Origin of the sequence: Streptomyces ovatisporus (genome assembly GCF_042653885.1) — a bacterium.
Classification (GTDB): Bacteria; Actinomycetota; Actinomycetes; order Streptomycetales; family Streptomycetaceae; genus Streptomyces; species Streptomyces ovatisporus.
The window spans coordinates 534,993-552,271 of the sequence record NZ_JBHSFH010000005.1 but is presented as its reverse complement, the minus strand read 5'-3'; the positions used below and the strand labels follow the sequence as shown (position 1 = coordinate 552,271).

Here is a 17,279-nt window from a genome sequence, read left to right as displayed (position 1 = left end):
ACGACCGGCCCTCGCCCCTGGCGTCGCGTACGTCCCACGGGTAAGCCTGTGCACATGTCCCGAGCCCGCCCCGATGCCGCCTACCTGGAACTCCTCTCGCGCCGCGCCCCCGCAGAGGCGTACGACGAGCCGCTCGCCCGAGCCCGAGCCGCGGGAGCGACGCCCGAGGAGCTCGCCGCCCTCGAGAGCGGCAAGCTGCTGGCGCTGCGCATCCGCGCGGAGCTGGAGGGCCGGCGGCGGCGTGAGGCGGAGCTGACCGCGCTCATCGAGACCGTCCACGACCTCGCGGGACTGCGCGACCTGGACGACGTGCTGCGCGCCATCGTCCAGCGCGCCCGTTCACTGCTGGGCACCGAAGTCGCGTACATGACCCTCACGGACAACGAGCGCGGCGACACCTACATGCGCGTCACCGAAGGTTCCGTCTCGGCCCGCTTCCAGCAGCTGCGGCTGGGCATGGGGGAGGGCCTGGGCGGACTCGTCGCGCAGACGGCACGTCCCTACGTCACGGACGACTACCCGGCGGACGAACGCTTCCGGCACACCAGCCCCATCGACAGCGCGGTCGGCGAGGAGGGCCTGGTGGCCATCCTCGGTGTGCCGCTCCTCCTCGGCGGGCGCGAGGTGATCGGCGTCCTCTACGCCGCCGACCGCCGGGCCCGCGTCTTCGAACGCGAACAGATCGCCCTGCTGGGCTCGTTCGCCGCCTACGCGGCCGTCGCCATCGACAACGCACGCCTCCTCGGGGAGACGCGGGACGCGCTCGCCGAGCTGGAGAAGGCCAACGAGACCATCGAGCGGGCGAGCGACATCCACGACAGGCTCACCGAACTCGTCCTGCGCGGCGGCGACGTGACGGACGTGGCCGACGCGGTCGCCGAAGTGCTCGCAGGCCGCGTCGAGTTCGCCGAACCCGTCGTGGCCTCGGCGCAGCCCGCAGTCGAACGCTCCCGCAACGACGGCTACGCCGTGCGGGACGGCGACGACTGGGTCACCGCCGTCTCCGCGGGCGGCGAACTCCTGGGCGCCCTCGTCCTTCAGGGGCACCCCGAGCTGAACCCCGTCGACCAGCGCACCTTCGAACGTGCCGCCATGGTGACGTCCCTGCTGCTGCTCGCACGGCGCTCGGCCGGAGAGGCCGAACAGCGCGTACGCGGTGAGCTGCTCGACGAACTGCTCGACGCGGCCCGGCACGATCCGCGGCTGCTGCGCGACCGGGCCGCCCGGCTCCACGCCGACCTCGACGCCCCGCACGTACTGCTCAGCGCCCGCCTCGACGGACATGCCGGAGCGGACCCGGAGGAGAGCCTCGGACGGCAGCGGCTGTGGGCGGCCGCGTCCCATCTGGCAGCCACGCGGCGCGGGTTGGCCGCTGCCCGTGACGGCGGCACGGTGCTGCTGCTCCCCCTGGCGGACGCGGAGGGCGTACGGGAGGGCGGCGCGGCGCCTGCCACCCCCTCCCGGCTCGCCCAGGACATCGCCGCGCAGCTCGGCGTCGCAGCCGGCGCCCCCGTCACGGTCGGCGCCTCGGCACCTGTGCCCGCCCCGGCCGCGCAGCCCGGCGCCGTCGCGGCGGCCTACCCCGAGGCGCGGCGCTGCGTGGACGCCCTGCGGCTGCTCGGCAGGGCCGGACACGGCGCGGCGGCCGAGGACTTCGGGTTCATCGGCATGCTGCTCACCGACAGCCGCGACGTGGGGAGTTTCGTACGCCGTACGCTCGGGCCGGTCCTGGACTACGACGCCCGGCGCGGCACCGACCTGGTCGCCACCATGGAGGCGTACTTCGCATGCGGCATGAGCCCCGCCCGCGCCAAGGACATGCTGCACGTGCACGTCAACACCGTCGCCCAGCGCCTGGAGAGGGTGGCCAGGCTGCTGGGCGACGACTGGCAGTCTCCGGAGCGCGCGCTGGAGACCCAGCTCGCGCTACGGCTTCACCGCCTTTCGGGGGCGGTCGGCGGGTGACGGGACGTGCTGCGCCGGAGCGTCGAGGGCGTCGTCCTCCCCGATCCGGGTCAGGTCCCGCGACCTGGTCTCCTTCGCACAGAGGATCGCGACGACCGTCAGCAGCGCCGCCCCGATGACGTACAGCGAGATCGGCGTCGAGGTGCCGTAGTCCGCGAGCAGCGCGGTAGCGATCATCGGAGCCGGCGCTCCGGCCGCCACCGACGAGAACTGCGCGCCGATGGAGGCACCGGAGTAGCGCAGCCTCGTGGCGAACAGCTCGGAGAAGAAGGCCGCCTGCGGGGCGTACATCGCACCGTGCAGTACGAGGCCGACCATCACGGCGAGCACGATGGCACCGAAGCTCTTGGTGTTCAGCAGCTCGAAGAACGGGAAGATCCACAGGCCCGTCCCGACCGCTCCCAGCAGGTACACCGGGCGGCGTCCCACACGGTCGGACAGCGCACCCCAGGCGGGGATGACGGCGAAGTGCACGGCGGACGCGATCAGCACCGCGTTGAGCGCCGTCTGCTGGGAGAGCTTCAGCTCATTGGTGGCGTAGACGAGGATGAACGCGGTGATGACGTAGAAGCTGATGTTCTCGGCCATGCGCGCACCCATGGCGATCAGCACGTCCTTCCAGTGGTAGCGCAGCACCGCCACCAGCGGCATCTTCTCCACCTGGCGGTCCCCGGTGACCTTCGCGGCCTCCGCCTTGCGGGCCTCCGCGCGGGCACGGGCCTCCTTGAAGACCGGCGACTCGTCCACCGCCAGCCGGATCCACAGACCGATGCCGACCAGCACACCCGACAGCAGGAACGGCACTCGCCAGCCCCAGCTCAAGAACGCCGCATCCGACAGCACCGCGGTCAGAACCGCCAGTACGGCTGTCGCCAGCAACTGCCCGGCGGGCGCACCCGTCTGCGGCCACGACGCCCAGAAACCGCGTCGCTTGGCGTCCCCGTGCTCGGAGACCAGCAGCACCGCGCCGCCCCACTCACCGCCCAGCGCGAACCCTTGGACCATGCGCAGCGTCGTCAGCAGGATCGCCGCCGAGGAGCCGATCGTGCTGTGCGTCGGCAGCAGTCCGATCGCGAAGGTCGCCCCGCCCATCAGCATCAGGCTCAGCACGAGCAGCTTCTTGCGGCCGATCTTGTCGCCGTAGTGCCCGAAGACGAGCGCTCCGATCGGACGGGCCGCGAAGCCGACGGCATAGGTGAGGAAGGCGAGCAGCGTGCCGACGAGCGGGTCGGACTCGGGGAAGAAGAGCTTGTTGAAGACCAGCGCGGCTGCCGAGCCGTACAGGAAGAAGTCGTACCACTCGATCGTCGTGCCGACGAGACTGGCGGCGACGATGCGCTTCAGGGACGAGGACGGGGGCCCAGGGGGCGCCGGACGCTTGTCAGCTGCGGGGTTCTCGGGGGTCATGGCGTGACCGTAGGGAGGAATCCGCCGCCGACCCATGTGCGCGGGCGCCACAGAGGGGTGGCCGGATATCGCCTCCGGGCACACCCAGTAGGGTTCACCGCATGGCCGACGCACCGTACAAGCTGATCCTCCTCCGGCACGGAGAGAGCGATTGGAACGCGAAGAACCTGTTCACCGGCTGGGTGGACGTGAACCTCACCGAGAAGGGCGAGAAGGAGGCGGTACGCGGCGGCGAGCTGATCAAGGACGCCGGTCTCCTTCCCGACGTGCTGCACACCTCCGTGCAGAAGCGGGCCATCCGTACCGCCCAGCTGGCGCTGGAGTCCGCCGACCGCCTGTGGATCCCGGTCCGCCGCTCCTGGCGGCTCAACGAGCGGCACTACGGGGCGCTCCAGGGGAAGGACAAGGCGCAGGTGCGCGAGGAGTTCGGCGAGGAGCAGTTCATGCTCTGGCGCCGCTCGTACGACACCCCGCCGCCGGAGCTGCCGGACGGCTCCGAGTACTCCCAGAGCGACGACCCGCGCTACGCGGGCGTGCCCAGTGAGCTGCGGCCCCGCACCGAATGCCTCAAGGACGTCGTCGGGCGGATGCTGCCGTACTGGTTCGACGGCATCATCCCGGACCTGCTGGCGGGCCGTACCGTCCTCGTCGCCGCGCACGGCAACTCCCTGCGCGCCCTCGTCAAGCACCTCGACGGCGTCTCCGACGAGGACATCGCGGGGCTCAACATCCCCACGGGCATCCCGCTCAGCTACGAACTGGACGCCGACTTCCACCCGGTGAAGCGCGGCGGGACCTACCTGGACCCGGACGCGGCGAAGGCCGCGATCGAGGCAGTGAAGAACCAGGGCAAGAAGTAGCACCACGGCACGAAGTAGCCCCCTGCCTGCGGTATTTGCGCGGGCAGGGGGCTTGGCTTATTGCCACTTCGACGGCCAGGGGGAGCCCCCGCCTCCGTCGATCCACCGACCTCATATTCGCTTGCGTGAGCGAAGGAGCCGCATCACCGTGGCCTCATGCTGAGTGAGGATCAGGTTGCGCAGTTCGTTCGCGATGGCTTCGTGACGCTGAGGGGGGCCGTTCCGGCGGAGCTCGTGGAGCGGTGTCGCTCCGAGCTCTGGGGGGCGGTCCGTACGGCGGCCGGCTGTGAGCGCGACGACCCCGCAACGTGGTCCGCGCCAGTGGTACGGCTGGACCAGCTGACCACGGAATCGGCCCGTGCGGCAGCGAACCGGCCGGTGTTGCACGAGGCATTCGACCAGCTCGTCGGCAAAGGGCGGTGGCGGCCACGGGGGTCGCTGGGGACGTGGCCGGTCCGCTTCCCGAGCGAGGAGGAGCCCGGAGACGACGGCTGGCACCTCGAGGCGAGTTTCGCCGGGGATGCGGGAGAAGGCCGGGTGAACCTGCGCTCGCGGGGGCGGGCGCTGCTGATGCTGTTCCTGTTCTCCGACATCGGCCCCGACGACGCCCCCACCCGTATCCGTGTCGGTTCCCACCTCGATGTTCCGCCGCTCCTGGCCGACGCCGGAGAGGAGGGGCGCGAGTGGTTCGAACTCTGCGGCGACGCGGTACCGGCGTCGGAGGGCCGTTCGGAGGCGCTCGCCACCGGTTCGCCCGGCGACGTGTTCCTGTGCCACCCCTTCCTCGTGCATGCGGCTCAACCGCATCGCGGCACGGTTCCCCGTTTCATGGCGCAGCCGCCGCTCGAGCCGACCGGCGAGCTGGATCTCTCCGGGGCCGATCCGACTCCGGTCGAGCAAGCGGTGCTCGCCGGCTTGGCCGAATAGCGACCGGGGTCAGGGCCCCGGGCGGAGCGCGACGAACACGAACTCCCTGCCCGGCCGGTCCGGCGCATCGCGCACGTCGTTCACGGCATACCCCTGCGCCCCAAGCTCCGCCTCGACCTCCTCACGCTCAGGGAAGCGCAGCATCGAAGTCGAGGTCAGCACGTCGTCGGCGGCGAACACATAGGTCCATCGGATCGTCACCAGCGGCCCGCTGACTTCGATCAGGTCGACCCAGGTCTCGACCGGTCCGGCACCCGGAATCTCCGTGATGCGGTGCGACGCCTCGCGATTCCACGCCTCCCAGGCGCGTTTCGCCGGATTCCGGGTCTCGAACACGAGGTGTCCGCCCGGCCGCAGCGCGTCGTATGCGCCCCGCAAGGTTTCTCGCCAGGCGTGCGGGTCGGCGATGGCGGGGGCGACGTTCGCCGTCATGGTCGCGAGATCGACCTGCAGCGGCGGAAGTGCTGTGGCATCACCGCAGATCCAGCGCACCCGTTCGCTGCCGGGCTTGGCTCTCGCGACATCGAGGGAAGCCCCGGCCGGATCGACCCCGACGACTTCGATCCCGCGACCGGCCAGGAGGAGCGCGAACACTCCCGTTCCGCAGCCGATGTCCAGCACCCGGCGCGCGTCGAACTCCCGCACCACACCGGAGTACGCATCGAGATCGCTGCGGTCGGGGTAGAGCGCGTCATAGATCGCGGCCAGTCTCGGGTCGCCGTACTCCTCGTCAGCCATGCGAGCGAAGCCTTCCCGGGCGATGACGGACCGCCTTCGAATCCCGCTGCCGCCGACGGCGACCGCACCGCTCCCGCGCAGGAGTTGCGGACTGGCCTGGCGGCGCTGTCGTGCCGACGGGTCCGGCACCGGCCCCGTCGTCGGGAACAGCGCTCAGAACCGGCGGTACATGATGTGCAGTCCGACGTAGCCGTGCGCCGGGTGGCGGAAGCCCTCGGGGACGGTGCCCAGTACCTCGAAGCCCAGGTCGCGGTAGAGCCGGACCGCTGCCGTGTTGGTCTCCACGACCGCGTTGAACTGCATGGCCCGGTAGCCCTCGGACCTCGCCCACTCCAGGCTGTGTTCGCACAGGGCGCGACCGATTCCGCGTCCGGCGTGAGCGGGGTCGACCATGTAGCTGGCACTCGCGATGTGCGCTCCGTTACCCCCCTGGTTGCTGTTCATCTTCGCGGTTCCGACGACTGTGCCGGTGCCGTCGACGGCGACCACGGTGCGGTTCGGCGAGGGCAGCATCCAGACCTCACGCCCGGTGTCGCTGTCCATGTCCGGGGCGTACGTGAAGGTGTCGCCGGCCGCGACGATCTCATGGAAGAACGGCCGGATTGCGTTCCAGTCGTCGGGGGTCGCTTCTCTGATCAGCACGGGCAGAGCGTCGCAGCAAGGCTCGGGCGGCGCCACCGCATTTCTGCCGGAGTGGCCGGGGGCCCTGTCCCGTCGAACTGGACAGGGCCCCCGGCGGCCTGTACCGCCTCGGTGGCGCCCCCCCCGAGGCGGCATCCGCGAGGGGTGCAGCGCACCCTCAGCGCCGGCTGCCCGGCTCCCGGCAGCCGCGGCGATCAGCCGCAGCCGCCCCCGCACCGGCAGGGCCCGCCGGACTGGCATCCGCAACCGCATCCCGCGCCGCACCCGCACGCCCCCAGTACGTGCAGGGACGGACGCTTCGGCCCCTGTGCGACGGCGGGCGGCGCTTCCTTTCGGTCGGCCATGACTTCCCTCCTCTTCCTCCCCCGGTCCCTGTCCAGCATCAAGCGGGACACATGGGCGCATCAAGGGCGCGTCGTGGCACGGAGCGAGCCACGGCCGTACGGGCTGCCCCCTCCGGGGGGCTGCGCCGCCGCCGTACGAGCCGGCGCGCCCTCAGGCGCCCTCGACCGGAGCGGTCCCGTCCGCGGCGGCGGCCGTCACGGGGTCGATCTCGTCGGCGTAGTCGCCCGTGACGAGGTAGACGACGCGGCGTGCGACGGAGACCGCGTGGTCCGCGAAGCGCTCGTAGTAACGGCCGAGCAGCGTGACGTCCACGGCGGTCTCGATGCCGTGCTTCCAGCGGTCGTCCATGAGGTGCTGGAAGAGCGTGCGGTGCAGGTCGTCCATCGCGTCGTCGTCCTGCTCCAGCTGCAGCGCCAGATCGACGTCCTTGGTGATGATCACCTCGGCCGCCTTCGCCATCAGCCGCTGCGCGAGCTGCCCCATCTCCAGCAGCGTCGCCTGCAGGTCACGCGGTACGGGCGAATCGGGGAAGCGAAGCCGGGCCACCTTGGCGACGTGCTGCGCCAGGTCGCCCGAACGTTCCAGGTCGGCGCTCATCCGCAGCGAGGTGACGACGATCCGCAGGTCCGTGGCGACGGGTTGCTGCCGCGCCAGCAGCTGGATGGCCTTGGTCTCCAGGTCACGCTGCAGGTCGTCGACCTTCTCGTCCGCCGCGATGACGCTCTCGGCCAGCTTCAGGTCCGCGTCCAGCATCGCCGTGGTGGCGCGGCCGATCGCGGAGCCGACGAGCCGGGCCATCTCGACCAGGCTTTCGCTGATCGAGTCCAGCTCCTCGTGGTAGGCGTCCCGCATGACTGTCCTTCCATTGCATGGGTCTCTCGACGGAGGGCCTGTGGCCCTCCACGCTCCCACGCTCCGTCCGAAATGCGTCTGCCGCCGACCTCCCAAGTGAACCGGCCACGGCTTCAAGGTGAACTCTGGGGGACGAGTGTTCGAGCTGGCCGGGGTTCCGCTGGGGCACCGCTTCCAGGCATGCATAGCCTGGAGACATGAACGTGAATGCGGCGGTCGCCGCAGCGGCTGCGATCGCCGGGGTGTGCACCGGCGTGATCGCCATGCTGGCGTTCCGCTGGAGCGAACGCGAGCAGGCCCGTCCCACCCGTTCTTCGCTGCACACCGAAGCCGTACTCCCGCCCGGCGTCGACACCGTCCTGTCCGTACTGCGTTCCTCCGCAGTCGTGCTCGACGAGGCCGACTCCGTCGTCAAGGCCAGCTCCGCCGCGTACGCGCTGGGACTGGTGCGGGGCGGCAAACTCGCCGTCGAACCGATGCTTCAGATGGCCCGGGACACCCGCCGGGACGGCGAGATACGACAAGTCGAACTCGACCTCCCCAGACGCGGCACGGGCAGGGGCGACGCACTCGCGGTCTCCGCCCGGGTCGCCCCGCTCGGCTCGCGGCTGGTGCTCCTCCTCGTGGAGGACATGACGGAGGCCCGCCGTATCGAGGCCGTACGCCGCGACTTCGTCGCGAACGTGAGCCACGAACTGAAGACCCCCGTCGGCGCGCTCTCGCTCCTGTCCGAAGCCGTGATGGACGCGGCGGACGACCCGGAGGCCGTGGAGCGCTTCGCCGGCCGCATGCAGTACGAGTCGACGCGTCTGACCAGCCTCGTACAGGAACTGATCGACCTCTCGCGCGTACAGAACGACGATCCGCTAGAGGACTCCGAGCCGGTAGGCGTGCACGAACTGGTCGCCGAGGCCATCGACCGGTGCCGCCAGTCGGCCGACAGCAAGCAGATCACCCTCGCCTCCTCGGGCGCCGGTTCCGGCTCGGCGAACGATCTCTACGTATGGGGCAACCGCAGCCAGCTCGCGGCTGCCCTCGGCAACCTCGTCGAGAACGCCGTGAACTACTCGCCCCCACGCACCCGGGTGGGCATCGCAGGCCGCCGGGTGGCCGCGCAGGGCGGGGACCTCATAGAGATATCCGTCAGCGACCAGGGAATCGGCATCTCCGAGCGGGACAAGGACCGGGTCTTCGAGCGGTTCTACCGGGTGGACCCGGCACGTTCCCGCGCCACCGGCGGTACCGGCCTCGGCCTCGCCATCGTCAAGCATGTGGCCGCCTCGCACGGCGGGGAGGTCACCGTGTGGAGCGCCGAAGGACAAGGCTCCACCTTCACTCTGCGACTGCCGGAAGCCGGCAGCGCGCGGGAACGGGCGGAGGAGGAGAAACGGGACCGCGACCGCCTCTCGGGCGCGCTGCGCAAGCCCGCCGAGTTCGAGGAACCCGCCGAGTTCGACGACCCCGACCCGGACACCCCCGCGAACCGGGAAGGACGGGACGGGCCTGGGCCTCCGGGGGAGCCCACTTCCGCGGCTTCCCATGCTTCCCCGGCTTCCCATGCTTCCCCGGCTTCCGCGTCCGGCCCCCGCACGCCTCCGTCCACGTCCACACCCCCAGCAACCTCTTCGGCGCGCGAGACGCTTCGCGCCCCCGAACCCGCCCCGGAGGTCCTCCCGTGACCCGAGTGCTCGTCGTCGAGGACGAGGAATCGTTCAGCGACGCACTTTCCTACATGCTCCGCAAGGAAGGCTTCGAGGTCGCCGTCGCGTCCACGGGGCCCGACGGGCTGGACGAGTTCGAGCGCAACGGCGCCGACCTGGTCCTGCTCGACCTGATGCTGCCCGGCCTGCCGGGGACGGAGGTCTGCCGCCAGCTGCGCGGCCGCTCCAACGTCCCGGTCATCATGGTGACCGCCAAGGACAGCGAGATCGACAAGGTCGTCGGGCTGGAGATTGGAGCAGACGACTACGTCACCAAGCCCTTCTCCTCCCGCGAACTCGTCGCGCGCGTACGGGCCGTACTGCGCCGCCAGGGCGAACCGGAGGAGGTCGCTCCCGCCGCCCTGGAGGCCGGTCCCGTGCGCATGGACGTCGACCGGCACGTCGTCACCGTCTCCGGCGGCAAGGTCGACCTGCCGCTCAAGGAGTTCGACCTGCTGGAGATGCTGCTCCGCAACGCCGGCCGGGTCCTGACGCGCATGCAGCTGATCGACAGGGTCTGGGGCGCCGACTACGTCGGCGACACCAAGACGCTCGACGTCCACGTCAAGCGCCTGCGGGCGAAGATCGAACCCGATCCGGGCGCACCCCGCTACCTGGTCACCGTCCGGGGTCTCGGCTACAAGTTCGAACCCTAGGGCACGTCGTTTGGATCTTCGCGGGCTCGCGACGCCCGGCCCGCCCATCTGCTGCGTTGTCGGAGTCGCCCGAGTACGCCCAGTACGAGGGCGATCCTCCGCCTGGCATCTGGACGCACCGGACGCCGCTCGCCGACCCACGAAGATCCAAACGACGCACCCTGGACGACCCTGGAGCGCCCGCGCACCCGCTGTGCGCTCCGGCGCCCGCCCGGTGCCGAGAGGCCCCGCCCGTACGGCCGTACGGGCGGGGCCTCTCGCGTTGCTGCGGTGTTCCCGGGCGTCAGTGCCCCGCGCCCTGGCTCCCCGACGCGGAGGACGCCTCCTGCTCGTCCTCACCGGAAGGCGTCTCCGACGTCGATGCCTCGCCCTCGTCGGACTCATCCGACCCGGACTCCGGCTCCTCCTCGGACTCCGACGGCGAGGCGGACGGAGACCCGGAGGTCTCGCCCGGCGACGGCGTCGCGCTCGGCCCGAACTTCTCGTAGTCCCCGTGCGGCGGGACCACGGTCGCCCGCAGGGTCACCTTGCCCGTACGGCTCAGCTCGAAGGAGACCGGCTGCGCGTTGCCGTTCTTGACGGCGGAGGCCGCGCTCGGGGGGAGCTCGGCCGAGGCGTTGTCCTTGCCGCCGAGGGCCAGCGACCCTCCGGCGGGCACGGTCAGCTTCTTCTCGCCCTTCGCGGGGCTGAGCTCCACGCGGGCGCCGGCGCCCTTGACGGTGATCGACGTCAGGGTCTCGTCCTTGGTGCCGCCGTTGAAGATGCGGCCGGTCACGGCGGACGGACCGGCGCCGTCCTCGGAGGTGACGACGTTGACGTTCTGGATCTTGACGTCGCCGACAGTGGTCGCGGCGTTGTCCGGCTTGACCTCCAGCGTCTGAGCGTCTTTCCCGGCGCCGCAGGCGGACAGTGCGGCTACGGCGAACGCGAGGGCGGTGGCGGCGAGGGTGCCGCGTCGAATGCTGCTGCTCACGGCGGCGGCAACTCCTGGGCGGGTCGTGGCGGCCGGAATGCGAGCCGGTCGCGGACGGGCAGGTTCCCCGCCCGGAGGCGGGTACGCCGTGTCGACGTGGGGTTCCAGGACGCCGACCTTAGGCGCGCTCAGGTTACCGAGCCGCTCGTACGGGCCCGCACCCGACCCTCCTGGGCGGGGTCCCGCAGGCGCGTTCATCTGCCCGGCGGGAGCTCGCGGCGTATCTCTCCGCGGCCGTTTCCGGGGAAAGAATGCGAACGGCTTGTGAATTGATCAGCGGAACTGCTGATCAATTATTGAGAAAGTCCTTGAAGCGTCTCGGAGGGCCGAACGAGCGACGACTTACAGCCGGACAAAACGGGCGGTGGACGCTTTCCGGCGCACCTTCTTCGCTCGTGTCGGTGGTGTTTCGCTGCGCGCACAGAAGTGCCCCGACCTGCGAATACCTGTCCGACGACGGTGCCCGAAGCACGTAACCGGTCCGCTTGTCAAGCCCCGAGATGCGGTCTGACCTGCGAAAACGCCATTCAGAAGAGCCCGATTCCGTGTTACTCTGGATAGTCACGGAAGGGGTACCTGACACATGACGTTCAAGGTTGGCGACACCGTGGTCTATCCCCATCACGGGGCCGCGCTGATCGAGGCTATCGAAACTCGCCAGATCAAAGGCGTGGACAAGACCTACTTGGTTCTGAAGGTTGCGCAGGGCGACCTGACCGTTCGTGTGCCGGCGGACAATGCGGAGTTCGTGGGCGTACGAGATGTTGTCGGTTCGGACGGGCTGGACAAGGTCTTCGAGGTGCTCCGCGCGCCGTATGCCGAAGAGCCCACCAACTGGTCCCGGCGCTACAAGGCGAATCTCGAGAAGCTCGCGTCCGGCGACGTGATCAAGGTGGCGGAGGTCGTCCGCGACCTGTGGCGCCGTGAGCGTGAGCGCGGGCTCTCCGCAGGAGAGAAGAGGATGCTTGCCAAGGCCCGCCAGATCCTGGTGAGCGAACTCGCCCTCGCGGAGAACACCAACGAAGACAAGGCCGAAGCTCTGCTCGACGAGGTCCTCGCCTCCTGAGCTTCCTGACCGCGTGAGGTGCCGGACCCGTGGCGCGCAAAGGGTGCGGCAGCGACCGGACAGCAGGACGGCAGGCGTAGAGCAGCCCGAGGCAGTAGACCAAGCCAGCACCGCAACACGAGAGCAAGGCTGTGCCGCAGTGCCCGAGTGACGTGGATCAGTCGCCGGGCGCTGCGGCATGTCTGCGGCCGAGCAGGCATGCCCGGGCATCCGGCGATTCCCGGCTTCGTTCAGTAACGTTCTCCCCGCCCGCCGCGTACGACACGGCCTTTCACAGCTGCTCCGATGCGTGCCGGGCCCGGGCAACTGCCTCGACCGGAGATCACGGAAGGGCCGGTCAAGGCTTCGCGCCCGGCACGCCCCCAACCTACGGCCGGGGGTATCCCTGGCCATACCCACCCCGGCTGAGGACACAAACCTGAACGTGCAACCGATGTCAATTCAATCCGCAGGCGAGTCGCCGTCCCGTTCCGCAGCGCCGCCACCGGCCGTGCCGGACGGCGGCCCCGCGCCCGACCGCTCCGCCGAGCCCGGCGCGGTGCCCTCGCAGCGCGGGCACCGCACGGCGGCGATCATTCCCGCCGCCGGCCGCGGACTCCGTCTCGGCCCCGGAGCGCCCAAGGCGCTGCGCACACTGAGCGGCACACCGATGCTCGTGCACGCCGTACGCGCGATGGACCGGGCACGGGCCGTCTCGCTGATCGTCGTGGTGGCGCCGCCGGACGGCGCCGACGAGGTGCGGCACCTGCTCGACGAGCACACCTCGCTCGCTCCGGGCGGAGAGCTTCCCGCCACGGACGTGCTGGTCGTTCCGGGCGGCGAGACCCGGCAGGACTCCGTACGTCTCGGTCTCGCCGCCCTGCCCGACGACGTCGACGCAGTGCTGGTGCACGACGCGGCCCGCCCACTCGTGCCGGTCGACACCGTCGACGCGGTGGCGGCGGCCGTACGGGAAGGGGCACCCGCTGTGGTGCCGGCGCTCCCGGTGCCGGACACCGTCAAGGAGGTCGAGCCCCGTACGGACGGTGGCCCGGAACCCGTGACGGGCACCCCGGAGCGGTCGCGGCTCCGGGCCGTGCAGACCCCGCAGGGCTTCGCGCTGAAGGTGCTCGCCGCGGCGCACGAGCAGGTGGCCCGGGAGGGCGACGGTGTCACGGACGACGCCGGCATGGTGGAACGGCTGGGGATCGAAGTGGTGGTCGTGCCGGGGCACGAAGAGGCATTCAAGGTGACGCGGCCACTCGACCTGGTGCTGGCCGAGGCCGTGATCGCGAGGAGGCGCGCCACCGATGGCTTCTGACGGCTTCCAGCAGCAGCGGGCGGAGCAGGCGCCGGGGCCTCAGCTCCTCCCGCTGGTCGGCATCGGCACCGACGTGCACGCGTTCAAGGAGGGACGCGAACTGTGGTGCGCGGGCCTGCTCTGGGAGGGCGAGCGCTTCGGCCTGGACGGGCACTCCGACGGCGACGTCGCCGCACACGCCGCCTGCGACGCGCTCTTCTCCGCCGCCGGCATCGGCGACCTCGGCGCCCACTTCGGCACCGGCCGCCCCGAGTGGTCCGGTGCCTCAGGGGTCACGTTGCTCACGGAGGCGGCGCGGCTCGTGCGGGCCGAGGGCTTCAGCGTCGGCAACGTCGCCATCCAGGTGATCGGCGTACGGCCCAAGATCGGCAAGCGGCGCGCAGAGGCGCAGCGCGCGCTCTCGAACGCCGTCGGTGCTCCGGTCTCCGTCTCCGGCACCACGACGGACGGGCTGGGCCTGACGGGACGGGGCGAGGGGCTGGCGGCGATCGCGACGGCGCTGGTCCTGCCGCCTCGGTAGCCCGTTCCCGCCGGCTCCCCGGCCCCCGGCCCCCGGCCCCCGGTCCCCGGCCCCCGGTCCCCGGTCCCCGGTCCGGTTCCGCTCCGTGCGGAGGCTCCCTCGTACGGGTGAGGCGCCGCGCAGTGCCGGAATGCCGCAGCGTGCGGGCGAGTTGAGGGTGCTGAGACTTCGGGCGGGCGGCCGCGGGGCCGTCGACCGTCAGATCGTTCACCAGAGAAGGGCGACCGTCATGGCAGCGCAGCTCTCCGACGAGCTCAAGCAGGTCCTCGACACCCCCGTCTTCGTCAGCATCGCCACCATCCAGCCCGACGGCTCACCGCAGGTGTCGCCGGTATGGGTGAAGCGCGACGGAGACGAACTGCTGATCTCCACCACGGTCGACCGCCGCAAGACGCGGAACCTCCAGCGGGACCCGCGCGTGACCGTCCTGGTGCAGCCCGCGGACGCGCCGTACACGTACGCGGAGATCCGGGGCACCGCGACGATGACGACCGAAGGCGGCCGGGAGCTGATCGACGAGCTCGCGCAGAAGTACGTGGGGAAGAACTACGCCGAGTTCAACCCCGGCTGGGAGAAGGACGCCGCACGGGTCGTCGTACGCGTCAGCCCGCGCAGGATCGCGGGCCGTCTCTGACGCAGCCGCCGTGCTGACGTATGTCACTGTCTGCCGTGTGTTGACGGTGGGCGCGGCGCGCGGTCTCACGGGCCTACTACCCTGGTCGCGTGAGTATTCGTCTGTACGACACCGGCGCCCGGCAGATCCGAGAGTTCGTCCCGCTCGAACCAGGGCGCGTCTCGATCTATCTGTGTGGCGCCACCGTGCAGGCGGCACCGCACATCGGGCACATCAGGTCGGGGCTGAACTTCGACATCATGCGCCGCTGGTTCGTCCACCGGGGCTACGAGGTGACGTTCGTCCGTAACGTGACCGACATCGACGACAAGATCATCGTGAAGGCGGCCGAGCAGAACCGCCCCTGGTGGTCGATCGGTTACGAGAACGAGCGGGCGTTCTCCGCCGCGTACGACGGACTCGGCTGCCTACCGCCCACGTACGAGCCGCGCGCCACGGGCCACATCACCGAGATGACCGGGATGATGCAGAAGCTCATCGACGACGGTCACGCCTACGCCGCCGACGGCAACGTCTACTTCGACGTGCACTCCTACGAGGGCTATCTCCGCCTCTCCAACCAGGAGTTGGACAATCTGCTCCAGCCCGAGGGCGAGGGCGAGACGGGCAAGCGGGACCCGCGTGACTTCGCGATGTGGAAGGCGGCCAAGCCCGGCGAGCCGAGCTGGCCGACGCCGTGGGGCCCGGGCCGTCCGGGCTGGCATCTGGAATGCTCGGCGATGGCGCACAAGTACCTCGGCTCCGCGTTCGACCTGCACGGCGGCGGCGTCGACCTCGTCTTCCCGCATCACGAGAACGAGATCGCCCAGTCCAAGGCGTTCGGTGACGAGTTCGCCCGCTACTGGGCGCACAACGCCTGGGTCACCATGAGCGGCGAGAAGATGAGCAAGTCGCTCGGCAACTCGGTGCTCGTCAGCGAGATGGTCAAGCACTGGCGTCCGATCGTGCTGCGCTACTACCTCGGCACTCCCCACTACCGCTCGACGATCGAGTACAGCGAGGAGTCGCTGCGCGAGGCCGAGTCCGCGTTCGGCCGGATCGAGGGCTTCCTCCAGCGTGCGGGCGAGGCCGTCGGGGACGTACGTCCCGCAGCGGAGGTCCCCGCGGCCTTCGCCGAGGCCATGGACGACGACTTCGCGGTGCCGCAGGCGCTCGCGGTCGTCCACACGACGGTCCGGCACGGCAACGCCGCGCTGGGCGAGGGCGACAAGGACGCCACGGCGAAAGCCTTCGCAGACGTGCGGGCGATGCTCGGCATCCTCGGTCTCGACCCGCTCGACACCCGGTGGCAGTCCACGCAGGCCGACGCCGGGCGGAGCGGTGAACTGCGCGACGTCGTCGACTCGTTGGTCCGCCTCGTACTCGACCAGCGGCAGGCCGCGCGGGCCCGCAAGGACTACGCGACGGCCGACGCGATCCGGGACGAGCTGAAGCAGGCGGGGCTCGTCATCGAGGACACTCCCTCCGGGCCGCGCTGGGAGCTGGACAGCGGCAGCTGACCCCGCCGCGCGGCTCGCGGAGCGGGGCACAGGCGCGGACCCGGCGCCGGTGCCCCGACGCGCGTCGGGCGTGTGTGCGAGCCGACAGTGATCCACTTCTTCGGGACGCCCCTCCCTCCGCGATAATGCCGGGACGAGACCCATCGCCGTGTACGGGCGCGGGGTCGGACACATTCAGCAGCGACCGCCGAGGAGACCGCGGCCGCTGACCGAGCAGAGAAGCAGGTGCCCCGATGGCCGGGAACAGCCAGCGCCCCAGCCGGCGCACGTCCAACAAGAAGGGCGCCCAGGTCGGCAGCGGCGGCAAGCGCCGCCGCTCCCTCGAAGGCAAGGGGCCGACGCCGCCCGCCGAGATGCGCAAGGGCCACGCCAAGCAGCGGGTCGCGCAGGCCAAGGCGCGGCGAGCGCAGGGACGTCCCCAGCGCAAGGGCGGCGGCAGGAGCAGCTCGGAACTGGTCGTCGGCCGCAACTCGGTCGTCGAGGCGCTGCGCGAGAACGTGCCGGCGACGACGCTGTACGTGCAGCAGTTCATCGACAACGACGACCGCGTACGCGAGGCCGTGCGCCTCGCCGGTGAGACCCGCACGGTCAACCTGCTCGAGGCGCCCAGGCCGGAGCTCGACAGGATGACGAAGGGCCTGCACCACCAGGGCCTCGTGCTGCAGATCCCCGAGTACGACTACGCGCATCCGGACGACCTCACCGCCTCGGCCATGGACGAGGGGGAGGACCCGTTGATCGTGGCGCTGGACGGGATCACCGACCCGAGGAACCTCGGCGCGATCGTCCGCTCGGTCTGCGCCTTCGGCGGCCACGGTGTCGTCGTACCGGAGCGGCGGGCCGCCGGCATGACGGCCGGTGCGTGGAAGACCTCGGCGGGCACCGCCGCCCACACGCCGGTCGCGCGGGCGTCGAACCTGACGCGTGCGCTGGAGTCGTACCAGAAGGCAGGGCTGATGGTCGTCGGCCTGGACGGGGACGGCGACGTCGACCTGCAGGACTGTGACGCACTGGACGGTCCGGTCGTCGTGGTCGTGGGCAGCGAGGGGAAGGGGCTCTCGCGGCTCGTCGGCGAGACCTGCGACGTGCGCGTGCGCATTCCGATGCCGGGCGCTGCCGAGTCGCTGAACGCGGGGGTCGCGGCGGGAGTCGTCCTCTACGAGACGGCACGGCGGAGGGGCTGAGCCCCTCGCGG

Annotated in this window: 16 protein-coding genes; 11 read left to right on the top strand and 5 right to left on the bottom strand. The window is 70.9% G+C overall.

The features are described 5' to 3' along the window. Positions 1-54: 54 nt before the first annotated feature. Entirely contained in the window at positions 55-1,965 is a 1,911-nt protein-coding gene (locus ACFPA8_RS10820; protein ID WP_386445961.1) for a helix-turn-helix domain-containing protein, read from the top strand. Here the strand turns inward: ACFPA8_RS10820 and ACFPA8_RS10815 are convergent. Beyond that, complete coding sequence (locus ACFPA8_RS10815) at positions 1,927-3,372, bottom strand: MFS transporter (RefSeq protein ID WP_386445958.1); 1,446 nt, start codon at positions 3,370-3,372, stop codon at positions 1,927-1,929. The genes ACFPA8_RS10820 and ACFPA8_RS10815 overlap by 39 nt on opposite strands. A gap of 101 nt (positions 3,373-3,473) precedes the next feature. On the opposite strand from ACFPA8_RS10815, the gene ACFPA8_RS10810 reads away from it, so the two are divergent. Together ACFPA8_RS10810 and ACFPA8_RS10805 are read left to right on the top strand one after the other, a co-directional pair. Continuing rightward, positions 3,474-4,232 (top strand): phosphoglyceromutase, encoded by a 759-nt coding sequence (locus tag ACFPA8_RS10810; RefSeq protein WP_386445955.1) that lies wholly within the window; start codon positions 3,474-3,476, stop codon positions 4,230-4,232. 156 nt (positions 4,233-4,388) lie between these two features. Then, on the top strand, positions 4,389-5,159 hold the full coding sequence (locus tag ACFPA8_RS10805; RefSeq protein ID WP_386445953.1) for a phytanoyl-CoA dioxygenase family protein: 771 nt from the start codon (positions 4,389-4,391) through the stop codon (positions 5,157-5,159). A gap of 9 nt (positions 5,160-5,168) precedes the next feature. Here the strand turns inward: ACFPA8_RS10805 and ACFPA8_RS10800 are convergent, their stop codons facing one another. From ACFPA8_RS10800 to phoU, 3 genes are all read right to left on the bottom strand, one after another. Next, positions 5,169-5,897, bottom strand: coding sequence for a class I SAM-dependent methyltransferase (locus tag ACFPA8_RS10800; protein WP_386445950.1), 729 nt, complete (start codon positions 5,895-5,897; stop codon positions 5,169-5,171). A gap of 153 nt (positions 5,898-6,050) precedes the next feature. Next, positions 6,051-6,539, bottom strand: a complete 489-nt coding sequence (locus tag ACFPA8_RS10795; RefSeq protein WP_386445947.1) for a GNAT family N-acetyltransferase — start codon at positions 6,537-6,539, stop codon at positions 6,051-6,053. 495 nt (positions 6,540-7,034) lie between these two features. Further along, positions 7,035-7,736 (bottom strand): phosphate signaling complex protein PhoU, encoded by a 702-nt coding sequence (phoU, locus tag ACFPA8_RS10790; protein ID WP_386445944.1) that lies wholly within the window; start codon positions 7,734-7,736, stop codon positions 7,035-7,037. A gap of 197 nt (positions 7,737-7,933) precedes the next feature. Here phoU and ACFPA8_RS10785 point away from each other — a divergent pair, with 197 nt between their 5' ends. Next, positions 7,934-9,415, top strand: a complete 1,482-nt coding sequence (locus tag ACFPA8_RS10785; RefSeq protein ID WP_386445941.1) for a sensor histidine kinase — start codon at positions 7,934-7,936, stop codon at positions 9,413-9,415. Between the two features lie 5 nt (positions 9,416-9,420). Further along, positions 9,421-10,092, top strand: a complete 672-nt coding sequence (gene phoP / locus ACFPA8_RS10780) for a two-component system response regulator PhoP (protein ID WP_465270235.1) — start codon at positions 9,421-9,423, stop codon at positions 10,090-10,092. A gap of 283 nt (positions 10,093-10,375) precedes the next feature. Here the strand turns inward: phoP and ACFPA8_RS10775 are convergent, their stop codons facing one another. Then, positions 10,376-11,065 (bottom strand): copper chaperone PCu(A)C domain-containing protein, encoded by a 690-nt coding sequence (locus ACFPA8_RS10775; protein ID WP_386445935.1) that lies wholly within the window; start codon positions 11,063-11,065, stop codon positions 10,376-10,378. Positions 11,066-11,648: 583 nt separating this feature from the next. Between ACFPA8_RS10775 and ACFPA8_RS10770 the strand changes: the two genes are divergently transcribed. The 6 genes from ACFPA8_RS10770 (at position 11,649) to rlmB (ending at position 17,268) form a co-directional block, all read left to right on the top strand. Beyond that, positions 11,649-12,131 (top strand): CarD family transcriptional regulator, encoded by a 483-nt coding sequence (locus ACFPA8_RS10770; RefSeq protein WP_045861969.1) that lies wholly within the window; start codon positions 11,649-11,651, stop codon positions 12,129-12,131. 433 nt (positions 12,132-12,564) lie between these two features. Continuing rightward, on the top strand, positions 12,565-13,431 hold the full coding sequence (ispD, locus tag ACFPA8_RS10765) for a 2-C-methyl-D-erythritol 4-phosphate cytidylyltransferase (RefSeq protein ID WP_386445932.1): 867 nt from the start codon (positions 12,565-12,567) through the stop codon (positions 13,429-13,431). Next, positions 13,421-13,951 (top strand): 2-C-methyl-D-erythritol 2,4-cyclodiphosphate synthase, encoded by a 531-nt coding sequence (gene ispF / locus ACFPA8_RS10760; RefSeq protein ID WP_386445929.1) that lies wholly within the window; start codon positions 13,421-13,423, stop codon positions 13,949-13,951. Before ispD ends, ispF begins: the two co-directional genes overlap by 11 nt. A 229-nt stretch (positions 13,952-14,180) precedes the next feature. Beyond that, positions 14,181-14,585 carry a PPOX class F420-dependent oxidoreductase gene (locus ACFPA8_RS10755; protein ID WP_386445926.1) on the top strand — a complete coding sequence of 135 codons (405 nt, stop codon included), beginning with the start codon at positions 14,181-14,183 and terminating at the stop codon, positions 14,583-14,585. Positions 14,586-14,674: 89 nt separating this feature from the next. Continuing rightward, positions 14,675-16,084: a cysteine--tRNA ligase gene (gene cysS, locus ACFPA8_RS10750; RefSeq protein ID WP_386445923.1), complete on the top strand. Its 1,410-nt coding sequence runs from the start codon at positions 14,675-14,677 to the stop codon at positions 16,082-16,084. A 233-nt stretch (positions 16,085-16,317) separates the two neighbouring features. Then, positions 16,318-17,268: a 23S rRNA (guanosine(2251)-2'-O)-methyltransferase RlmB gene (rlmB, locus tag ACFPA8_RS10745; RefSeq protein ID WP_386445920.1), complete on the top strand. Its 951-nt coding sequence runs from the start codon at positions 16,318-16,320 to the stop codon at positions 17,266-17,268. The last annotated feature ends 11 nt before the right edge of the window (positions 17,269-17,279 follow it).

Excerpts from the sequence above, each read along its gene's own strand:
- ACFPA8_RS10820 (WP_386445961.1), top strand. The coding sequence starts at position 55 with ATGTCCCGAGCCCGCCCCGATGCCGCCTACCTGGAACTCCTCTCGCGC.
- ACFPA8_RS10815 (WP_386445958.1), bottom strand. The coding sequence starts at position 3,372 with ATGACCCCCGAGAACCCCGCAGCTGACAAGCGTCCGGCGCCCCCTGGG.
- ACFPA8_RS10810 (WP_386445955.1), top strand. The coding sequence starts at position 3,474 with ATGGCCGACGCACCGTACAAGCTGATCCTCCTCCGGCACGGAGAGAGC.
- ACFPA8_RS10805 (WP_386445953.1), top strand. The coding sequence starts at position 4,389 with ATGCTGAGTGAGGATCAGGTTGCGCAGTTCGTTCGCGATGGCTTCGTG.
- ACFPA8_RS10800 (WP_386445950.1), bottom strand. The coding sequence starts at position 5,897 with ATGGCTGACGAGGAGTACGGCGACCCGAGACTGGCCGCGATCTATGAC.
- phoU (WP_386445944.1), bottom strand. The coding sequence starts at position 7,736 with ATGCGGGACGCCTACCACGAGGAGCTGGACTCGATCAGCGAAAGCCTG.
- ACFPA8_RS10785 (WP_386445941.1), top strand. The coding sequence starts at position 7,934 with ATGAACGTGAATGCGGCGGTCGCCGCAGCGGCTGCGATCGCCGGGGTG.
- ACFPA8_RS10770 (WP_045861969.1), top strand. The coding sequence starts at position 11,649 with ATGACGTTCAAGGTTGGCGACACCGTGGTCTATCCCCATCACGGGGCC.
- ispD (WP_386445932.1), top strand. The coding sequence starts at position 12,565 with ATGTCAATTCAATCCGCAGGCGAGTCGCCGTCCCGTTCCGCAGCGCCG.
- ispF (WP_386445929.1), top strand. The coding sequence starts at position 13,421 with ATGGCTTCTGACGGCTTCCAGCAGCAGCGGGCGGAGCAGGCGCCGGGG.
- ACFPA8_RS10755 (WP_386445926.1), top strand. The coding sequence starts at position 14,181 with ATGGCAGCGCAGCTCTCCGACGAGCTCAAGCAGGTCCTCGACACCCCC.
- rlmB (WP_386445920.1), top strand. The coding sequence starts at position 16,318 with ATGGCCGGGAACAGCCAGCGCCCCAGCCGGCGCACGTCCAACAAGAAG.